Here is a 19,722-nt window from a genome sequence, read left to right on the forward strand (position 1 = left end):
GAGAAAGCGAGTCGCGTGGCGCTCAGCAGGCGCCGGGCATGATGCGGATGGTGCCGGTCTGGTCGGCACGCGATACGGTGCAGCCGAGGTCGTTGACGCGGCCGTCCTTGAGCCCGTAGACCCAGCCGTGAACCGACAGCGGTTGCTCGCGCTCCCAGGCGCGCTGGATGATCTTGGTACGGCACAGATTGGCGACCTGCAGGCGAACGTTGTGCTCGCACAAGCGGTCCACCTGCTCCTCCAGTGGCAACGCCTCGAGTTCACGCTTGTGCTGCTGGTATAGCTCACTGACGCTGTGCAGCCAGTAGTCGACGATACCGTGCTCGCCGCCGGTGATCGAGGCCTTGACCCCGCCGCAGCCATAGTGACCGACCACCATGATGTGCTTGACCTTGAGCACGTCGACGGCGAACTGCACCACCGAGAGGGAGTTCATGTCGTTGTGATAGATCAGATTGGCGACATTGCGGTGGACGAACACCTCGCCCGGCGGCAGATCGACGATCTGGTTGGCGGGTACGCGGCTATCGGAGCAGCCGATCCACAGATAATCGGGATTCTGCTGCTGGGAGAGGCGGGTGAAGAAATCGGGGTCCTGTTGCTGAATGCTGTCCGCCCATTGACGGTTCTGCTTGAGGAGCGTGTCGATGCTCATGGGGGTCACCTGAAACCTGAAGGGAGACGGACGGCTGGACGCCGCACGAAGGGAAGAATTCTAGGCTATTCCGATCGGTATGCGTAGTGAGATGCCCGGAAGGGAGATCGGGCCATGTCGAGAAGCGCGGGTGAGATATCCGGGGAGCGGGCGTGAGCCGACTATGCTGGCGCGATGACCGGGTCGGCGGGCGGGTCGCATTGGCTGGATATATGGCCCTGATAGGCAAGGTCTTTCCCGCCCCCCGAACTGGGCTGGTATGATCGCGACAACATTTTCCAAGGAGTCAGATAGTGGCGAGTTACGATTACGACCTGTTCGTCATCGGCGCCGGTTCCGGTGGCGTACGTGCCGCGAGAACCGCGGCGGCAAATGGCGCGCGCGTGGGGGTGGCCGAAGATCGCTACCTCGGCGGCACCTGCGTCAATGTCGGCTGCGTGCCGAAGAAGCTCTACTCCTACGCCGCTCACTTCCATGACGCCTTCGAGGATAGTGCCGGGTTCGGCTGGACTCTGCCGCAGGCGCCCCGTTTCGACTGGGCCACGCTGCGCGACAACAAGGTCGCTGAGATCACGCGTCTCAACGGGATCTACGGGCGGCTGCTCGATAACGCTGGCGTGACCCTGATCAACGGCCGCGCCAAGGTCGTGGATGCCCATAGCGTCGAGATCGACGGCGAGCGCATCAGCGCCGAGAAGATCCTGGTGGCAGTGGGTGGCTGGCCCTGGGTTCCGCCATTCGAAGGCAGCGAGCTCGCCATTAGCTCCAACCAGGTATTCGATCTCGAGCGCTTCCCCGAGCGCTTCCTGGTGCTGGGCGGTGGCTATATCGCGGTAGAGTTCGCCAGTATCTTCAATGGCCTGGGGGCCGAGACCCATCTGATCTATCGCGGCGACCTGTTCCTGCGTGGATTCGATCAGGAAGTACGCGAGTTCACCCGCGACGAGATGGCCAAGAAGGGCGTCAACCTCCACTTCGAGGCCAACATCGAGCGGATTCGTCAGGTCGACGGCGGTCTGGAAGTGACCCTGACCAATGGCGAGAGCCTCGAGGTCGATGCGGTACTCGCGGCCACCGGCCGCCGCCCGCACCTGGAGGGGCTGGGTCTCGACACCCTCGGCGTGGCGCTGAACGATGATGGCACGCTCAAGGTCAATGAGCGTTTCGAGACCTCGATTCCGTCGATCCTGGCGATTGGCGATGTCACCGGCGGTCCGGAGCTGACCCCCGTGGCGCTGGCGGAGGCGATGCACCTGGTGGCGCATCACTTCGTCGATCACCAGGATGGCAGCACCCCGGGGGCGCTCGATTACGACGATATCGCCACCGCCGTCTTCTGCCACCCCAATATCGGTACCGTGGGGCTCTCCGAGGAGGCCGCGCGTGAGCGCTATGCGGCGATCCGGGTCTACAGCGCCGACTTCCGGCCGATGAAGCATACCCTCTCCGGCAGTGACGAGCGCTGCCTGATGAAGCTGATCGTCGATGACGAGAGCGACCGTGTGGTCGGCGCCCACATGGTCGGTGAAGAAGCCGGCGAGATCATCCAGGGTCTGGCCATCGCCGTCCGCGCTCGGCTGACCAAGCGCGACTTCGATGCCACCGTGGGTATCCACCCGACAGCGGCGGAAGAGTTCGTCACCATGCGCAGCGTCACCCGCCGCTGAGGCTGGCGGCAAAGCGCACGCAAACGGCCACCTTCGGGTGGCCGTTTGCGTTGGCGGATATGACTTCCACCTGCTTCCACTGGCGCTCTGAGATCCCGCCCCGGGCGTTTTTTCCCGGCTGGTCTAGACTGGGAGAGGTCGATTGACGCTGTCTCTGCGACGCTCGTCAATATGACATAACCATTGTTTATTGAAATCGGATGGGTGGATAACCTGCCGTTTGAAGCAGGCGCAACACCTTGTTATCCTGTTAAGACATTAGTAATGGCGATGGACAAGATGACCAACCCCAACCCGGCATTCACCCCTTCGGCGGATCTGGCCAGACCCACGGTGGCAGATGCGGTGGTCGGCAAGCCCGACATGCCGCTGTTCATCCGCAAGCCGACCACGGAGGACGGCTGGGGCATCTACGAGCTGGTCAAGGCGTGCCCGCCGCTCGATGTGAACTCCGGCTACGCCTATCTGCTGCTGGCAACGCAGTTCCGCGACAGCTGCGCCGTGGCGACCACCGAGGAGGGCGAGATCGTCGGTTTCGTCTCCGGCTACGTCAAGGCTGCAGCACCCGACATCTACTTTCTGTGGCAGGTCGCGGTAGGTGAGAAGGCACGCGGTACCGGGCTGGCCCGCCGCCTGGTGGAAGCGGTGCTGAGCCGCCCGGAGCTGGCGGGCGTCAACCATCTCGAGACCACCATCACCCCGGACAATCAAGCGTCCTGGGGGCTATTCAAGCGGCTGGCGGATCGCTGGCAGGCACCGCTGATCAGCCGCGAATACTTCTCCACCGATCAGCTCGGGGGCGAACACGACCCGGAGAATCTCGTCCGTATCGGTCCGTTCGACCCGCAGCACATCTGACTTCCGGCGCCGGCAGCCGGTCACACTACGCTGCCGAGCCGTCTTCACATGCCATCCATCACGCATCACCAGCCAGGGAGGTTGCATGCAGACCCAGATTCTCGAACGTATGGAGTCCGAGGTACGGACTTATTCGCGCTCTTTCCCGACCGTCTTCACCACGGCCAAGGGCGCGCGTCTGACCGACGAGGCCGGGCGCGAGTACATCGACTTTCTCGCCGGTGCCGGCACGCTCAACTACGGCCACAATCACCCCAAGCTGCAGGAAGCGCTGGTCGATTACATCACCAGTGACGGCATCACTCACGGGCTCGACATGTGGTCCCAGGCCAAGCGCGACTATCTGGAAACCCTCGAAGAAGTGATCCTCAAGCCGCGCGGTCTCGACTACAAGGTGCACCTGCCGGGGCCGACCGGCACCAACGCGGTCGAGGCGGCGATCCGTCTGGCGCGAGTCGCCAAGGGCCGCCACAACATCGTCACCTTCACCAACGGCTTCCACGGCGTAACCATGGGGGCACTGGCGACCACCGGTAACCGCAAGTTCCGCGAAGCCACCGGCGGCATTCCCACCCAGGGCGCTAGCTTCATGCCGTTCGACGGCTATCTCGGTGACGGCAATGACACCCTCGACTACTTCGAGAAGCTGCTGGGCGACAACTCCGGCGGCCTCGACGTGCCCGCCGGTGTCATCGTCGAGACCGTGCAGGGTGAGGGCGGTATCAACCCCGCCGGCCTCGACTGGCTGAAACGCCTGGAGAGCATCTGCCGGGCCCACGACATCCTGCTGATCGTCGACGATATCCAGGCCGGCTGCGGGCGTACCGGCAAGTTCTTCAGTTTCGAGCATGCCGGCATCGTGCCGGACATCGTGACCAATTCGAAGTCGCTCTCGGCCTACGGTCTGCCGTTCGCCCATGTGCTGATGCGCCCCGAGTTGGACAAGTGGAAACCGGGCCAGTACAACGGCACTTTCCGTGGTTTCAACATGGCCTTCGTCACTGCGGCCGCCGCGTTCAAGCACTTCTGGCGCGACGACAAGCTGGAGCGCGACGTCCAGCGCAAGGGGCGTATCGTCGAAGAGCGCTTCACCCGGATCGCCGCCTGGCTGACCGAGCGTGGCCATGAAGCGAGCGAGCGCGGCCGTGGGCTGATGCGCGGCATCGACGTGCGCAAGGGCGAGATCGCCGACAAGATCACGGCCAAGGCGTTCGAGAACGGCCTGATCATCGAGACCGCCGGCCATGATGGCCAGGTGATCAAGTGCCTGTGCCCGCTGGTGATCAGCGACGAAGACCTGCTCGAAGGCCTGGATATTCTCGAGCGCAGTGTGGAAGAAGCCATCGGCTGAGACATGACGTCTCTTGCCACTTGCCAGCGCGGTCGCCTGGGCGCCCGCGCTGGATACGTGTCACCGCGGGTCTTGCCTCGTGCGAGGCAGACCTCGTATTCATCCTCAAGGAGCAGAATCGATGATCGTACGTAACCTGGAAGAGTGCCGTAAGACCGAGCGTTTCGTCGAAGCCGAGAACGGCAACTGGGACAGCACCCGTCTGATGCTGGCCGACGACAACTGTGGCTTCTCCTTCAACATCACCCGGATCCACCCGGGCACGGAAACTCATATCCATTACAAGAACCATATCGAGGCGGTGTTCTGCTACGAGGGCGAGGGTGAAGTCGAAACCATAGCCGATGGCAAGATCCACACCATCAAGGCCGGCGATATGTATCTGCTCGATCAGCACGACGAGCACTGGTTGCGCGGCAAGGAGAAGGGCATGACCGTGGCCTGTGTCTTCCTGCCGGCGCTGACGGGCCGCGAGGTCCACCGCGAAGACGGCTCTTACGCGCCGCCGGAAGCGTGAGCTGAACGACAGAAAGAGTCAGGTAGAAAAAAGACGGGCAGCCTCAGGGCTGCCCGTCTTTATTTATGGGTGCAATATTCATCGATGCCATTCATGAGCGCCAGATCATTGGCGAACCGGCCGGGATGTCGGTGACATCACGCCATGTCGCCACTGGCGCGGATCAGCCCAGTGCCAGCGACACGATCGACTCCGCCATCGGCAGGCGGCTGTCGACCGACATCATCACGCTCAGCGCGGTGACCACCATGATCGAGAAACCGAACACCTTGCGTGCCCAGGCCCTATCATCCTCCGCGCGGTAGCCGCGCAGGGTGATCACCAGCCAGTAGAGACCCACCGCAGCGGCGACGATCGCGTAGATCCAGCCGGTGTAGCCGGCCACACTCAGCATCACCGACGCCACCACGAACAGCGCGGTATAGACCACGATATGCCGCTTGGCCACCCTGATGCCGCACTTGACCGGCAGCACGGGAATCGACGCCGAGGCGTAGTCGTTGAAGCGGAAAATCGCGATCGCGTAGGAGTGGGGCATCTGCCAGATGCTGAAAATGATCAGCAGCAGCAGGGCACCCAGGTCGAACTGACCGCTGACGGCGCAGTAGCCGATCACCGGCGGCGAGGCCCCGGAGAGACTCCCGACCAGCGTGCCGTAGACCGAATGGCGTTTCAGATAGAGGCTGTAGGCACCGACGTAGATCGCGAACCCGAAGGCCGCGAAACCGGTGGCCAGCGCCGTGGTCTGCCACGCCAGCAGACCGAAACCGAGCACACCGAGTACGCTACCCAATAACAGCGCGACCGGAATCGAGATCTGACCGGTGACCATGGCGCGCGACTGCGTGCGCGCCATGTGCTGGTCGATGTCCCGATCGATCACGTTGTTGAAGACGCAGCCGGAGGCCACGACCAACGAGGTGCCGATCACCGCAGCAAAGAACAGCAGGGGATCGAAACGGCCACCGGCGGCCAGGAAATAGCCGCCGATGACTGTTACGAGATTGCCGAAGATGATGCCGGGCTTGGTCAGCAGCAAATAGGGCTTGAGGGCCATTTGCGTGCTTAGTTCAGCATCATGTTGACGTGGATGTTGTGCATGATCCATAGGGAACCACCAATGATCAGCCCCAGGATACCGACCGTGAAGACGATGGCGATGAAGTTCCAACCGCCCTCGGCCTTGGTATTCAAGTGCATGAATAGGACCAGCTGCACCAGCACCTGCGCGATGGCGGTGACCACCACGGTCACCATCATCACCGGTACGCTGAAGCCGCCGGCCATGACCACACCGAACGCGATCAGCGTCAGTACGATCGAAAGGACCAAGCCGATGAAGTACGACTTGTAGCTGCCATGGCTGGCGCCGTCATGAGAGGTATGGATATCGCTCATGGTTACATGGCTCCAAACAGGTAGACGAAGGAGAAGACGCAGATCCAGACGATGTCCAGGAAGTGCCAGAACAGGCTCAGGCACAGCATGCGCGGCTTGGTGACGCTGTCGAGACCGCGGCGCGAGATCTGGATGAACATGGTCGCGATCCAGATCAGACCGAAGGTCACGTGCAGCCCGTGGGTGCCGACCAGGGTGAAGAAGGACGACAGGAAGGCGCTGCGATCCGGCCCGTGGCCCGCGACGATGAGGTGATGGAACTCGTACACCTCCATCGCGACGAAGCCGAAGCCGAGCAGGAAGGTCACGGCCAGCCACTTGAGCACAGCACCGCGATCACCGGCGTTCTGCGCCAGCACGGCGAGGCCGAAGGTGAAACTACTCACCAGCAGCAGGAAGGTCTCGACCAGCACGAAGGGCAGCTCGAAGATCTCCTGCGAGGTCGGGCCGCCGGCGGTGGCGGTGCCCAGGACCCCGAAGGTGGCGAACAGCGATCCGAAGATCACCAGGTCGCTCATCAGGTAGATCCAGAAGCCGAACACCTTCATCGCGCCGGCATCGTGGTGCTCATGCCCGTCGTGGGCATGAGCGTCGTGGTTAGTCAGGGTATCGGTTGCCATGGTTACGCCTGCATCTCCAACCGTTTGTGGTATTCACGCTCGGTCTTTTCGACCTCGGCAGCGGGGATGTGATAGTCCACGTCATCGTTGTGGATACGCACCATGAAGGTCACGAACATGCCGATGGCGCCGACGGCGACCAGCCACCAGATGTGCCACACCAGGGCGAAGCCGAAGATCAGGCTGAACAGCCCCAGGATCGGACCTTCGTTGGTGTTCTTGGGCATGTGCACGTCTTCGAAGTGGGTCGACAGCTCACGCTTGAAGCCACCCGGCTGCTGCTTCATTTCCCAGTAGCTGTCGATGGAGTGAACCTCCGGCAGATGGGCGAAGTTGTAGTTCGGGGGCGGCGAAGAGGTGGACCACTCCAGGGTACGGGCGTCCCACGGGTCGCCGGTCACGTCGCGGTTCTTCTCGCGGTCGCGGATGCTCACCACGAGCTGGATCACGATGCAGGCGATGCCCAGGGCGATGATCACGGCGCCGACCCAGGCGACGATCATCAGCGGCTGCCACTCGGTCTGCTCGTAGGACTGCATGCGACGCATGGCACCGAAGAAGCTCAGCGCGTAGAGCGGCATGAAGGCCATGTAGAAGCCGACCAGCCAGCACCAGAAGGAGCGCTTGCCCCATTTCTCGCTCAGGGTGAAGCCGAACGCTTTCGGGAACCAGTAAGTGAAGCCAGCCAGCATGCCGAAGACCACGCCGCCGATGATGACGTTATGGAAGTGGGCGATGACGAACAGGCTGTTGTGCAGCACGAAGTTGGCACCCGGCACGGCCAGCATGACACCGGTCATGCCACCCAGGGTGAAGGTGATGATGAAACCGATGGTCCACAGTACCGGCGCGGTGAACTCGAGACGCCCGCGATACATGGTGAACAGCCAGTTGAAGATCTTCACACCCGTGGGTATCGCGATGATCATCGTCGTGATGCCGAAGAAGGCGTTGACGTTGGCACCGGCACCCATGGTGAAGAAGTGGTGCAGCCACACGATGAACGACAGGAAGGTGATCGCCACCGTGGCCCAGACCATGGTCTTGTAGCCGAACAGGCGCTTCTTGGTGAAGGTCGAGATGACCTCGGAGAAGACACCGAACGCCGGCAGGATCAGGATGTACACCTCAGGGTGGCCCCAGGCCCAGATGAGGTTGACGTACATCATCTGGCTGCCGCCCATGTCATTGGTGAAGAAGTGCATCCCCAGGTAGCGATCCAGCGTGAGCAGGGCGATGGTCGCGGTCAGGATCGGGAACGACAGGATGATCAGGACGTTGGTGCACAGCGCCGTCCAGGTGAAGATCGGCATGCGGAACAGGGTCATACCCTTGGTGCGCATCTTCAGGATGGTGACGAAGAAGTTGATACCGGTCAGGGTCGTCCCGATACCCGATATCTGCAGCGACCATATCCAGTAGTCGACCCCGACGTCCGGACTGTACTGCAACTCCGATAGTGGCGCATAGGCGAGCCAGCCGGTCTTGGCGAATTCACCGACGACCAGCGAGATGTTGACCAGAATGACGCCGGCAGCGAACAGCCAGAAGCTGACGTTGTTCATGAACGGGAAGGCAACGTCGCGAGCGCCGATCTGCAGCGGCACCACCAGGTTCATCAGACCGATGACCATGGGCATGGCGACGAAGAAGATCATGATCACACCGTGGGCGGTGAAGATCTGATCGTAGTGGTGGGGCGGTAGATAGCCCTCGGCGCCACCAGCCGCGATGGCCTGCTGGGTACGCATCATGATCGCGTCGGCAAAGCCGCGGACCAGCATCACCAGGGCGACCAGGAAATACATGATCCCGATCTTCTTGTGGTCGATGGAGGTGATCCAGTCGCGCCACAGATAGCCCCACTTGCGATAGTAGGTAATGAGCCCGACGACCAGGGCGCCGACGATTCCGATGACCGTCGCCGTGACCATGATGATCGGCTCATGGTAGGGAATCGAATCTAAGCTGAGTTTTCCGAACATGACGTTACTCCGCTGCCTGCGCACTCATGGGCATTGAAGGCTCCTGTGCTTGGTTGTGCTCGCCATGGCTCTGCGGACCACCGTGACCAGACTTGTAGCTTCTGATCAGGTCGCCGTAGAAGTCGGGCGAAACCTGCGAGAAATACTGCACCGGCGCGCCGATGGTCGGCTGTGCCAGCTTGTTGTAGTCGTCCGGGAACATCATCGTGTCGGGCGACTGCTTGACCTTGTCGACCCAGGCCTGGAAATCGGCTTGCGACGTCACATGGGCATCGAACAGCATTTCCGAGAAACCTTCGCCGCTATAGTGAGTCGAACGACCACGGAAGGTGCCGAGCTTGCTGCCCTCGAGATAGACATCGTTGTTCATCCCGGCCATGGCGTAGATCTGGCTGCCCAGGTTGGGAATCATGAACGAGTTCATGACCGTGCCCGAGGTGACCCGGAAGTGCACCGGCGTGTTGACCGGAATGGCCAGCTCGTTGACCGTGGCGATGCCTTGTTCGGGATAGATGAACAGCCATTTCCAGTCGAGCGAGATCGCATCGATGGTCATGGTTTCGTCTTCACTGGCGATCGGCTTGTGCGGATCGTAAGTGTGCGACGTCTGCCAGGTGAGAATCCCCAGGAAGAGGATGATGACGCATGGGATGGCCCATACGAACAGCTCGATGACGTTGGAGTGCTCCCAGTTCGGCGTGTACTTGGCCGCCAGGTTGGTGCCGCGATACTTCCAGGCGAACAGGATGGTCATCACGATGACCGGAATGACCACGATCAGCATCAAACCGAAAGCGGTGATGATCAGCGACTTGAGCCCCTGACCGACAGGACCGCTAGGGTCCATCAGTGCCGAACCGCAACCGCTCAACAGCAGTGGTACGGTCAGCCACGTCATCACACTCAAATACTTGAGGGAGTTCCTTTTTCTCATCTCACGACCCCAGTGGAGGAAAGCTTTTGGCCCTGCAACATCGGCTAGCGGCCTGCATCATACGCCGCTCGCCAGGGCTGACAACTCGAATGACGAGGACCGCCGTTGCCATCGGCCTCGACAAGTCGCCAACGAAGTAGGGATTTCGCGGACGACATTGTACCTAAAAAAACCTTGCCCAGCAGGCCGGTGGCGGCAAAGTGCCGCGCGTGTGGCGATTTGTCGCACTGCCTGCCACACCCTATGACACTGAGCGTCATAGGGTGCCTGGCGACCGTGCTGGTGACGCCACTCAGACTAGTCCATCGGCACGCGACGTGCGCCCTGAAGGCCCAGCACAGTCTACGTGATGGCCCCGGTGTCAGGCGCAGGAGAAGAACGCCGCCCATCATGCCGGGGCGAGCGCACTCAGACCAGGCCAATATGCGCTGTATCCGATACGGAACGAAGGCACCGAAGACGCGCTAGCACACAAAAGGAAGCGCCGGAACGCGGTGATGAATGGCCATTGCCACCCTCGCCTTTGGCAACCGCGACTTCGCATAATATATATTATGTTAAATATGCTATGTGGAGGCTTTCCCCGTCACTGCAGACAGCCACTGGCGTCACAGTCTTCCTGATCCTCACCGGCGCCCTCCAGATCTCGTGGGTATCCAGTGCTTTACCCTCGCGCGCGCAGTCTCCGTCGCTCTGGCCAGGTGCTCGGTGGCTCTGCTCAAGGTGAGCGCGTAGAATGACGAATTCTTTGTACAACGGCTCGGGATTGTCGATGATCGACTCGGATGCCCTGCTCAGACAGGCAGACCAACAGTGCCAGGAACGTGGCGTGCGCTTCACGCCGATCCGCCGTCGCGTGCTCGAACTGATCTCCGCGACGCCCGGCGGGCTCAAGGCTTACGATCTGCTCGACCGGCTCTCCGACGAACACGCCGCAGCGCGCCCGCCGACCGTCTACCGAGCGCTCGACTTTCTCATCGAGCAGGGTCTGGTGCACCGCATCGAATCGCTCAATGCCTATATCGCGTGCCCGTGCCCGGAGCACGTACATCGCTTCCAGCTGTTGATCTGTCGCCACTGCGGCCGTGTCGAGGAGCTGCATCAGGAAGCCGTCGGCGAAATACTGGCGAGTACGGCGCGGGAGCGTGGCTTTACCATCCAGCGCCAGACCATTGAGCTGCTGGGTACCTGCGATGCCTGTCGCGACGGCGTCGAGCGCGCCTGATATCCCGCCAATCCGTCCCGCAAACCTATCATTTTCCCCAGCCGACGAGAGACGCCATGCCACGCCTGTTTGACGATCTGGAGACCGCTGCCCCCGGCACTCGGGTGCCGCTGGACGAGCTGGTCGAGAACGCCCGCTGGAACGCCGATGGCCTGATGCCGGCGATCGCCCAGCAGCACGATAGTGGCGAAGTGCTGATGATGGCGTGGATGAACGCCGCCGCCCTGCGCGAAACGCTGCAGACCGGCCAGGTCTGCTACTGGTCGCGTTCACGCCAGACTTTCTGGCGCAAGGGCGAAACCTCGGGCCAGCGCCAGCGCCTGGTCGAGGCGCGCCTCGACTGCGATGGTGACACCCTGCTGCTCAAGGTCGAACAGACCGGACCCGCCTGCCACACCGGGCGCCGTGACTGCTTCTACATTCGGCTCTCGGAAGAGGCCGGTGAGGTCGATCGCGAACCGCTGATCGATCCCGAGGCGCTCTACGGCAAATCACGCTGATCGTATGCTGCGCCGCCTCGCCGCTGCCCTGATGACCGGTATGATCCAGGGCTATCGCTACCTGATCAGCCCCCTACTCGGCCCCCGCTGCCGCTTCTGGCCGACCTGCTCCAGCTACGCGCTGGAGGCGATCAGACTGCACGGGCCGTGGCGTGGTGGCTGGCTGACGCTCAAGCGGTTGAGCAAGTGTCACCCGTTGCATCCGGGGGGCGTCGACCCGGTGCCCGAGCCACGTCATCGCTGCAGTGGCGCAAGGCATCACAGCCCCGGCGCGGCATCCCATCACGCCAGCTCGCCCGATACAGACACGTCTGCCCCCGGTCGCGACATCGATCGCGACGCCCCTTAGCGTCAGGCGCGCGTTGCCCGTCTCGGCTGTCTCAAGCGGCCTGAGCCTCACGCGCGTTGGCATGAATACGCTCGAGCATCGCATGCAGCCCATTGTTGCGCGTGGGTGACAGATGCTTGTCGAGCCCCAGCTCGGCGAGGAAGGTCGGCTGGCTGTCGAGGATCTCCTGCGGTTCGCGATCGTCGTAGATGCGCAGCAGAATCGCGATCAGCCCGCTGACGATCGCCGCATCCGAGGTCGCACGGAAACGTAACTGCCCTGCTTCCGGCGTCGCGGTCATCCACACATTGGACTGACACCCTTCTATCTTGTGTGCCGGGGTGCGCTCCGCCTCCGGGAACGGCGGCAGTTGACGCCCCATGTCGATGATGTACTGATAGCGATCCATCCAGTTGTCGAACATCGAGAATTCGTCGAGCAGTTCGGCCTGGGCCTGTGCGATGCTCATGGGCTCTCCTTGGTTGTCGATCGCGCCATTATAGAGGCTCTGACCGGCCTACCCCAGCCACAGCTGCGACAGGCACATTACGTTTCTATTTTACGTATCGTTTTTACGTAAATGGCCTATGCTATCAAAGAGACTGCCACCATCCGCCGACCCGGGCCCGGCGGCAGGACGAATGAAAGCGCCACAGAAGCGCTTCTGAAAATACTATCAAGGCACAGGGAGCACCCTATGGCTCGTAACGGCATCCGCTACGAAGACGTCTGCCGCGCCATCGAGACGTTGAAACATCGCGATGAAACGATCAGCGTACAGAAAATTCGCGACTTCCTCGGTACCGGCAGCTACACCACCATCAGCGACCACCTGCGCGAATGGCGTCTGCGCCAGGACAGCGGTGTGGTCAGCAACATTCCACGTACCCAAGAGCGTCCAGAGCTACTCGAAGGCTGGGTCGCCGATATCTGGGACAAGGCGCAGCAGGCCGCCTACGAGAAGCTTGCGCTCTATCGCCAGCAGGCCGACGAGCAGATCCTCGACGCCAACGAGGCGAGTCAGGCCGCGCAGCGCCAGTGCGAAGACGCCGAACAGCGCCTCGCTGCGCTCAACGAGCATATGCTCAACGCCCAGGAGCGGCTCGAGAACAAGACCAATGAAGCCGCTCATCTGCAGGCGGAGCTACAGGCGCTGCAGGCACAGCAGCAACAGCAGCAGAAACGCCTGGCCCAACTGGAGCAGACCTGCCAGCGTCACCAGCAGGCGCTGGAACAGGCCGAGCGCCAGCATCGCGAGGCGCTGGCCAAGCAGCAGCAGACGCATCAGACCAAGCTGGGCCAGGAGGAGAAGCGCCACGAAGCCGCCGAAAGCCGCCTGATGGTCCTGCTCGACGAGGCGCGCCAGGAACGGCTCAAGCAGGAAAAACAGTATGAACAGCGCCTGTCGACACTGGATCAACGCAGCGAGCGGCTGCAGATCGACCTCTCCGAGCAGCGCCGGCAGTACACCCAGCTGCAGGAGTCGCTGCGTGCCGACAAAGTGCACACCGAGCAGCTAGAGAGCGAACGCCGTCTGAGCGATGATCGGCAGCAGACACTGCAGCAGGAAAAGCAGCGCATGGAGGCCGAGCTCAAGAATCTGCGCGCGGCCAACCGCGAGCTGCATGAGCGCCTCTCACGCGCGGCGCTACCCCCGACCGCCGTCTGAACGTCTCTTCTCTCTCCCCCCTCCTCCCCCTCACCTGTCCGAGAACGCTCCTTTAGTGCGGAGCGGGCTCGGGCAGCGGCAGTCCAACCTCCTCGTAGTAGCGCCGCGCGCCTTGGTGTAGTGGCGCGGTCAGCCCCGCGCTGCTCATCTCATCGGGTGTCAATGCGGCTAATGAGGCGTGCTGCGTTCGCAACGTCTCGATATGCGAGAATACCGCCGCGACCAGAGCATGAACGGTCTCTTCGTCGACGTCTGCGCGCGTCAACAAGGTCGCGCGCATGCCGAAAGTGCGAATATCCTCGGGCGTGTGAGCATAGGTGCCGCCGGGAATCCTGACCCGAGTGTAGTAGGGATAGCGCTCGAGCAGCCTCTCCACGCCCATCCCCTCGACGCTGACCAGGTGGCCTTGGCAGTCGCGGGTGGCGGCCTCGATGGCTCGCGAGGGAAACCCCACCACGTAGACGAAGGCGTCGAGACGCCCTGCACAGAGCACCTGAAGCATGTCTTCCGGGCGTAACTCACCGGCCAGGGCGAAGACGTTCTCGGACAGGCCCTGTACCGCAAGCAGCGCGTCCAGCGTGACCCGGTGGCCGGAGCCCGGGTTGCCGACATTGACCCGTCGTCCGCGCAGATCGCTGAAGCGCTGGATCTCGGGGAGCGTCGCGACCACGGTGAAGGCTTCCGAATGCAACGAGAAGAGCGAGCGCAGATCCGGCGCGGGGCCGCTGTCATAGTAAAGGCCGCTACCGTTCAGCGCGGCGTACTGGATATCCGACTGCACGATACCGAACGTCAGATCGCCATTGCGCACGGCGGTGGCGTTGTAGTGCGAGCCGCCGGTGATACGCGCCTGGCACTGCTGCCCGGTGGACGCCTCGTAGAAGCGGCAGATCGCCTGGCCCGTAGGCCAGTAGACGCCGTTGGCGTCACCGGTACCAATGGTGATCGCCGTGGCGGCCTGGGCCAGGATCGGCGCTGCGCACAGCGCTACTGCGGCCAACCGACCAGCCATCAGCCCGCCCACTAGCTTTACCCCTACTTTCGTTGATCGCATGTTCGCCTGTCGCTGTTGTTATGGGATGACGGCCTGCCTGCCACAAGGCGTGAAGCGTGCCTTGCCGTGCTCCAATATTAGATTATGACGAGATAAACAGCGGGCTGTCAGGTCTTGCGCCCTCGGGCTCCCTGTTCCAGCGCTGCCGCCGCTCGCCCGGATCAACAGGCATGAAAAAAGCGCTCGGATGAGCGCTTTTCGAGACAGGCGTTGGTGCCGGTGGCAGCCCCCGGCAGGACCTGATCAGTAGTAGGCGTTGGTGGTATCGGTATGGTCGGTGACGTCGCGAATACCGGCGAGTTCAGGGATACGCTCCATCAGGGTGCGTTCGACCCCCTCCTTCAGCGTCAGGTCGACCGCGGCACAGCCCTGACAGCCACCACCGAACTGCAGCACGGCGACCTGCTCGTCGGTGAGCTGGATCAGGCGGATTTCACCGCCATGCGCCGCGAGCCCGGGATTGATCTCGCTATACAGGATGTAATTGACACGATCCTCCAGCGGACTATCGGCATTGACCTTGGGCATCTTGGCGTTGGGCGCCTTGATCGTCAGCTGCCCGCCCATGCGGTCCGGATTGAAGTCGACCACGGCCTCTTCCAGGAACGGCACGCTGTTCTTGTCCAAAAAGACATCGAACTTCTCCAGCGTGAGGCGCTCGTCGCTGGGCTCTTCTTCGCCTGGGCGGCAGTAGGCCAGGCAGGTCTCGGCGTAGGGCGTGCCCGGCTGGGTGATGAACACCCGCACCGCAATGCCCTCGACGTTCTGCTTGGCCAGCAGTTCGGCCAGGTACTCCTGTCCGCTTTCGGTGATCTGAATCGGTTGGCTCATGTCGCTGCGAACTCTGCTTGAGAAGTGGTGAAACGAGACGGCGTGACGCTAGAGGCTTGGGTCTCGTGGATGGTGACCATGGTAGAAAAAAGCAGCCCCCAAGACAATCCCGAGTGATTTAGTCAGGAAAGTGCCGGTATTCCTCCGACAGTCCCGGCGAGTCTCCCCCGCCCGCGCTTTCTGCTACCCTGTGGCCCCCGTCACGCTCGACTGAGCCAGGCGCGCGCTCCGGCGCACCCACTATCCTTTTCCGAGCCCTTCCGCCGCAGGAGATCCGCATGGCCGCTCACCGCAGACCGTCGATCGAGACCCTGACCCAGACCCTCGCAGCGCGCATCGTGATTCTCGACGGCGGTATGGGCACCATGCTTCAGGAATACCGCCTCGACGAGGCCGATTTCCGCGGCGAACGCTTCGCCGACTGGCCCAGTGAACTCAAGGGCAACAACGACCTGCTGACCCTGACCCAGCCGGCAGTGGTCGGCGCGATCCACCGCGCCTATCTGAAAGCGGGCGCCGATATCGTCGAGACCAACACTTTCAATGCCACCCGGCTGTCGCAGTCGGACTACGGCATGGAGGCACTGGTACCCGAACTCAATCGCGAAGCTGCCCGCCTGGCCCGTGAGGCCTGCGATACGGTGGCCGCCGAGAGCGGCGTGCCGCGCTACGTGGCCGGAGTCCTCGGCCCGACCTCACGCACGGCGTCGCTCTCCCCCGATGTCAACGATCCGGCCAAGCGCAACGTCACCTTCGATGCCCTGCGCGACAACTATACCGAAGCCGCGAGCGCGCTGATCGAAGGCGGCGCCGATCTGATCCTGATCGAGACCATTTTCGACACCCTCAACGCCAAGGCGGCGATCTACGCTTTAGAGGCGCTGTTCGAAGCGCGCGGCAAGCGGCTACCGGTGATGATCTCCGGCACCATCACCGACGCCTCCGGGCGCACCCTCTCCGGGCAGACCACCGAGGCGTTCTGGAACGCGGTGCGCCATGCGCGACCGCTGGCGGTGGGGCTCAATTGCGCCCTGGGCGCGGAGGAGCTGCGCCCCTACCTCGAGGAGCTCTCGCTCAAGGCCGATACCTTCGTCTCCGCGCACCCCAATGCCGGCCTGCCCAACGAGTTCGGCGAGTACGACCAGAGCGCCGAGGAGATGGCCACGATCGTGCGCGAGTTCGCCGAGAGCGGCATGCTCAACGTGATCGGCGGCTGCTGCGGCACCACGCCTGAGCATATCGCCGCAGTCCGGCGCGCGGTCGACGGCCTGGCGCCAAGGCAGATCCCCGAGCGCCCCGCCGCCTGCCGCCTCTCGGGGCTCGAGCCGTTCAACATCGAGGCGCAGTCGCTGTTCGTCAACGTCGGTGAGCGCACCAATGTCACCGGCTCCGCGCGCTTCAAGCGCCTGATCCAGGAAGAGGATTACACCACCGCCCTGGAAGTGGCGCTGGAGCAGGTCGAGAACGGCGCCCAGGTGATCGACATCAACATGGACGAGGGCATGCTGGAGTCGCAGGAGGCGATGGTGCGCTTCCTCAACCTGATCGCCGGCGAGCCCGATATCGCCCGGGTGCCGATCATGGTCGACTCCTCCAAGTGGGAGATCATCGAAGCCGGTCTCAAGTGCATCCAGGGCAAGGCGATCGTCAACTCGATCTCGCTGAAGGAGGGCGAAGCGTCGTTCCGCCACCAGGCCACCGAGTGTCGGCGTCACGGTGCCGCCATCGTGGTCATGGCGTTCGACGAGCAGGGCCAGGCCGATACTTTCGCGCGCAAGACCGAGATCTGCGAGCGCGCTTATCGGCTGCTGGTGGATGATATCGGTTTCCCCGCCGAGGACATCATCTTCGACCCCAATATCTTCGCCATTGCCACCGGGATCGAGGAGCACGACAACTACGCCGTCGATTTCATCGAAGCCACCCGCTGGATCCATGAGCACCTGCCCCATGCGATGATCTCGGGCGGGGTGTCCAACGTCTCGTTCTCGTTCCGCGGCAACAACACCGTGCGCGAGGCGATCCACTCGGTCTTCCTCTATCACGCGGTCAAGGCCGGCCTGACCATGGGTATCGTCAACGCCGGCCAGCTGGCGGTCTACGACGATCTCCCCGCAGCCCTGCGCGAGGCGGTCGAGGACGTCGTCCTCAATCGCCGCAGCGATGGCACCGAGCGGCTGCTCGAGATCGCCGAGCAGTATCGTGGCGATAGCGCTGGAGGGCCGAAGAAGGAGGATCTCGAGTGGCGCGGCTGGGCGGTCGACAAGCGCATCGAGCACGCTCTGGTCAAGGGCATCACGGCCTACATCGAAGAGGATACCGAAGCCGCGCGGGCGGCGGCCGAGCGCCCCATCGAGGTGATCGAAGGCCCGCTGATGGATGGCATGAACGTGGTCGGCGATCTTTTCGGTGCGGGCAAGATGTTCCTGCCCCAGGTGGTCAAGTCGGCCCGTGTGATGAAGCAGGCGGTGGCCTATCTGATCCCCTACATCGAGGCGGAGAAGTCCGGCGAGAGCCAGTCCAAGGGCAAGATCGTGATGGCCACGGTCAAGGGCGATGTCCACGATATCGGCAAGAACATCGTCGGCGTGGTCCTGCAGTGCAACAACTACGAGGTAATCGACCTCGGCGTGATGGTCCCCGCGGAGAAGATCCTCAAGACCGCCCGCGACGAGGGTGCCGACATCATCGGCCTCTCAGGGCTGATCACACCGTCGCTCGACGAGATGGTTCATGTGGCCAAGGAGATGCAGCGCCAGGGCTTCACCCTGCCGCTGCTGATCGGCGGCGCCACCACCTCAAAGGCCCACACCGCGGTGAAGATCGCCCCCCAGTACGCCGAGCCGGTGATCTACGTCAGCGACGCCTCGCGCGCCGTGGGTGTGGCCAGCCGCCTGCTCTCGCCCACGCTCAAGCCGGATTATGTCGCCGAGATCCGGCGCGAGTACGATCAGGTGCGCGAACGTAACGCCAAGCGCCGGCCCAAGGCGGCCGACCTGGACTACGCCGAGGCACGCCAGCGTCGATTCCAGGCGGATTGGCAGAACTTCACCCCGGTGACGCCGGCACAGCCCGGCCTGACGGTATTCGACGACTACGATCTCGAAGAGCTGGTTCCGCGCATCGACTGGACCCCCTTCTTCATGACCTGGCAGCTGGCGGGCAAGTATCCGCGCATTCTCGACGACGAAGTGGTCGGTGAAGCCGCACGCAACCTGTTTCGCGACGCCCAGGCGATGCTACGCCGACTGATCGACGAAAAGCATCTGCGCGCGCGGGGGGTGATCGGGCTGTGGCCGGCCAACAGCGTCGACGACGATGTCATCGAGGTCTACGCCGACCCGCAGCGCTCGCGGGTCATCGAGCGCCTTCACCATGTGCGTCAGCAGAGCACCAAGGGGCGCGACGGGCTCTGCTACAGCCTGGCCGACTTCATCGCCCCGCGCTACGCCGCGGATGGCCGCGAGCGCGATCAGCTCGACTGGATCGGCGGCTTCGCCGTCACCACCGGACACGGCGCGGACGAGCTGGCCAAGCGCTATGAGGCGGCCGGCGACGACTACAATGCGATTCTGGTCCAGGCCCTGGCCGACCGCCTCGCCGAGGCCTTTGCCGAGCGCCTGCACGAGCGCGTGCGCAAGGAGTTCTGGGGCTACGTGCCCGAAGAGACGCTGGACAACGACGCCCTGATCGCGGAGAAATATCAGGGGATTCGCCCTGCCCCGGGCTACCCGGCGTGCCCCGATCATACCGAGAAGGCGACGCTGTTCAGGCTGCTGGACGCCACCGAGCACAGCGGTCTCACCCTGACCGACAGCTTCGCCATGTGGCCCGCGGCGGCGGTCTCCGGCTGGTACTTCGCGCATCCGGCGTCGAAGTACTTCTCCACCGGCAAGATCGGCCGCGATCAGGTCGAGGCGCTGGCCGCGCGCAAGGGGCTCGCTCTGCCCGAGATGGAACGCTGGTTGGCCCCGGTGCTCTCCTATGATCCGGACGATGCGGTGGCGCCGGCCGCCCAGGCGTCATGAGCGTGACCCGGCGGCTAATAACGCTTAAGCAACAAATTATGATCATTTATTCTTTTGTAGAATAAAGCAGAGGCGCTAAGGTGCCCTTGTTGGCAATCCATG

General features: G+C 62.9%; 18 protein-coding genes. 9 read left to right on the top strand and 9 right to left on the bottom strand.

Features of this window, described 5'->3' with window-relative positions:
- Window positions 1-22: 22 nt before the first annotated feature.
- A complete protein-coding gene (gene can / locus ABV408_RS09835) occupies window positions 23-655 on the bottom strand; it encodes a carbonate dehydratase (protein ID WP_353978810.1) in 633 nt (210 codons plus the stop codon).
- 293 nt (window positions 656-948) lie between these two features.
- Here can and gorA point away from each other — a divergent pair, with 293 nt between their 5' ends.
- The 4 genes from gorA (at window position 949) to ABV408_RS09855 (ending at window position 5,048) form a co-directional block, all read left to right on the top strand.
- A complete protein-coding gene (gene gorA, locus ABV408_RS09840) occupies window positions 949-2,322 on the top strand; it encodes a glutathione-disulfide reductase (RefSeq protein ID WP_353978811.1) in 1,374 nt (457 codons plus the stop codon).
- Window positions 2,323-2,601: 279 nt separating this feature from the next.
- A complete protein-coding gene (gene ectA / locus ABV408_RS09845; RefSeq protein ID WP_106420690.1) occupies window positions 2,602-3,180 on the top strand; it encodes a diaminobutyrate acetyltransferase in 579 nt (192 codons plus the stop codon).
- 85 nt (window positions 3,181-3,265) lie between these two features.
- Window positions 3,266-4,531 (top strand): diaminobutyrate--2-oxoglutarate transaminase, encoded by a 1,266-nt coding sequence (gene ectB, locus ABV408_RS09850; RefSeq protein WP_353978812.1) that lies wholly within the window; start codon window positions 3,266-3,268, stop codon window positions 4,529-4,531.
- Window positions 4,532-4,652: 121 nt separating this feature from the next.
- Window positions 4,653-5,048 carry an ectoine synthase gene (locus tag ABV408_RS09855; RefSeq protein WP_035473384.1) on the top strand — a complete coding sequence of 132 codons (396 nt, stop codon included), beginning with the start codon at window positions 4,653-4,655 and terminating at the stop codon, window positions 5,046-5,048.
- Between the two features lie 163 nt (window positions 5,049-5,211).
- On the opposite strand, the gene cyoE is transcribed toward ABV408_RS09855, so the two are convergent.
- The 5 genes from cyoE to cyoA are packed head-to-tail and all read right to left on the bottom strand — an operon-like array spanning window position 5,212 to window position 9,949.
- Window positions 5,212-6,105 (bottom strand): heme o synthase, encoded by an 894-nt coding sequence (gene cyoE, locus ABV408_RS09860; RefSeq protein ID WP_353978813.1) that lies wholly within the window; start codon window positions 6,103-6,105, stop codon window positions 5,212-5,214.
- Between the two features lie 8 nt (window positions 6,106-6,113).
- Window positions 6,114-6,446 (bottom strand): cytochrome o ubiquinol oxidase subunit IV, encoded by a 333-nt coding sequence (gene cyoD, locus ABV408_RS09865; RefSeq protein ID WP_035473382.1) that lies wholly within the window; start codon window positions 6,444-6,446, stop codon window positions 6,114-6,116.
- A gap of 2 nt (window positions 6,447-6,448) precedes the next feature.
- Complete coding sequence (gene cyoC, locus ABV408_RS09870; protein WP_035473381.1) at window positions 6,449-7,066, bottom strand: cytochrome o ubiquinol oxidase subunit III; 618 nt, start codon at window positions 7,064-7,066, stop codon at window positions 6,449-6,451.
- Between the two features lie 2 nt (window positions 7,067-7,068).
- The gene (gene cyoB / locus ABV408_RS09875; protein WP_353978814.1) at window positions 7,069-9,051 is read right to left on the bottom strand and encodes a cytochrome o ubiquinol oxidase subunit I; all 1,983 of its coding nucleotides are present in this window, start codon (window positions 9,049-9,051) and stop codon (window positions 7,069-7,071) included.
- Window positions 9,052-9,055: 4 nt separating this feature from the next.
- Window positions 9,056-9,949, bottom strand: a complete 894-nt coding sequence (gene cyoA, locus ABV408_RS09880; RefSeq protein ID WP_353978815.1) for a ubiquinol oxidase subunit II — start codon at window positions 9,947-9,949, stop codon at window positions 9,056-9,058.
- 808 nt (window positions 9,950-10,757) lie between these two features.
- On the opposite strand from cyoA, the gene ABV408_RS09885 reads away from it, so the two are divergent.
- From ABV408_RS09885 to yidD, 3 genes are read left to right on the top strand one after another with little or no spacing between them, the layout of a single operon-like run.
- Window positions 10,758-11,210, top strand: coding sequence for a transcriptional repressor (locus ABV408_RS09885; protein WP_353982223.1), 453 nt, complete (start codon window positions 10,758-10,760; stop codon window positions 11,208-11,210).
- A gap of 56 nt (window positions 11,211-11,266) precedes the next feature.
- A complete protein-coding gene (gene hisI / locus ABV408_RS09890; RefSeq protein WP_353978816.1) occupies window positions 11,267-11,710 on the top strand; it encodes a phosphoribosyl-AMP cyclohydrolase in 444 nt (147 codons plus the stop codon).
- A gap of 4 nt (window positions 11,711-11,714) precedes the next feature.
- Window positions 11,715-12,059, top strand: coding sequence for a membrane protein insertion efficiency factor YidD (yidD, locus tag ABV408_RS09895; RefSeq protein ID WP_353978817.1), 345 nt, complete (start codon window positions 11,715-11,717; stop codon window positions 12,057-12,059).
- 31 nt (window positions 12,060-12,090) lie between these two features.
- On the opposite strand, the gene ABV408_RS09900 is transcribed toward yidD, so the two are convergent.
- Window positions 12,091-12,507, bottom strand: a complete 417-nt coding sequence (locus ABV408_RS09900) for a SufE family protein (RefSeq protein ID WP_353978818.1) — start codon at window positions 12,505-12,507, stop codon at window positions 12,091-12,093.
- A 228-nt stretch (window positions 12,508-12,735) separates the two neighbouring features.
- On the opposite strand from ABV408_RS09900, the gene ABV408_RS09905 reads away from it, so the two are divergent.
- A complete protein-coding gene (locus tag ABV408_RS09905; RefSeq protein ID WP_353978819.1) occupies window positions 12,736-13,707 on the top strand; it encodes a DNA-binding protein in 972 nt (323 codons plus the stop codon).
- A 52-nt stretch (window positions 13,708-13,759) separates the two neighbouring features.
- On the opposite strand, the gene ABV408_RS09910 is transcribed toward ABV408_RS09905, so the two are convergent.
- Window positions 13,760-14,719 carry a TAXI family TRAP transporter solute-binding subunit gene (locus ABV408_RS09910; RefSeq protein ID WP_353978820.1) on the bottom strand — a complete coding sequence of 320 codons (960 nt, stop codon included), beginning with the start codon at window positions 14,717-14,719 and terminating at the stop codon, window positions 13,760-13,762.
- 285 nt (window positions 14,720-15,004) lie between these two features.
- Window positions 15,005-15,592 (bottom strand): Fe-S biogenesis protein NfuA, encoded by a 588-nt coding sequence (gene nfuA / locus ABV408_RS09915; RefSeq protein ID WP_110677772.1) that lies wholly within the window; start codon window positions 15,590-15,592, stop codon window positions 15,005-15,007.
- A gap of 278 nt (window positions 15,593-15,870) precedes the next feature.
- Here nfuA and metH point away from each other — a divergent pair, with 278 nt between their 5' ends.
- Window positions 15,871-19,620: a methionine synthase gene (gene metH / locus ABV408_RS09920; protein WP_353978821.1), complete on the top strand. Its 3,750-nt coding sequence runs from the start codon at window positions 15,871-15,873 to the stop codon at window positions 19,618-19,620.
- Window positions 19,621-19,722: the final 102 nt, after the last annotated feature.

Origin of the sequence: Salinicola endophyticus (assembly GCF_040536835.1) — a bacterium.
Classification (GTDB): Bacteria; Pseudomonadota; Gammaproteobacteria; order Pseudomonadales; family Halomonadaceae; genus Salinicola; species Salinicola endophyticus_A.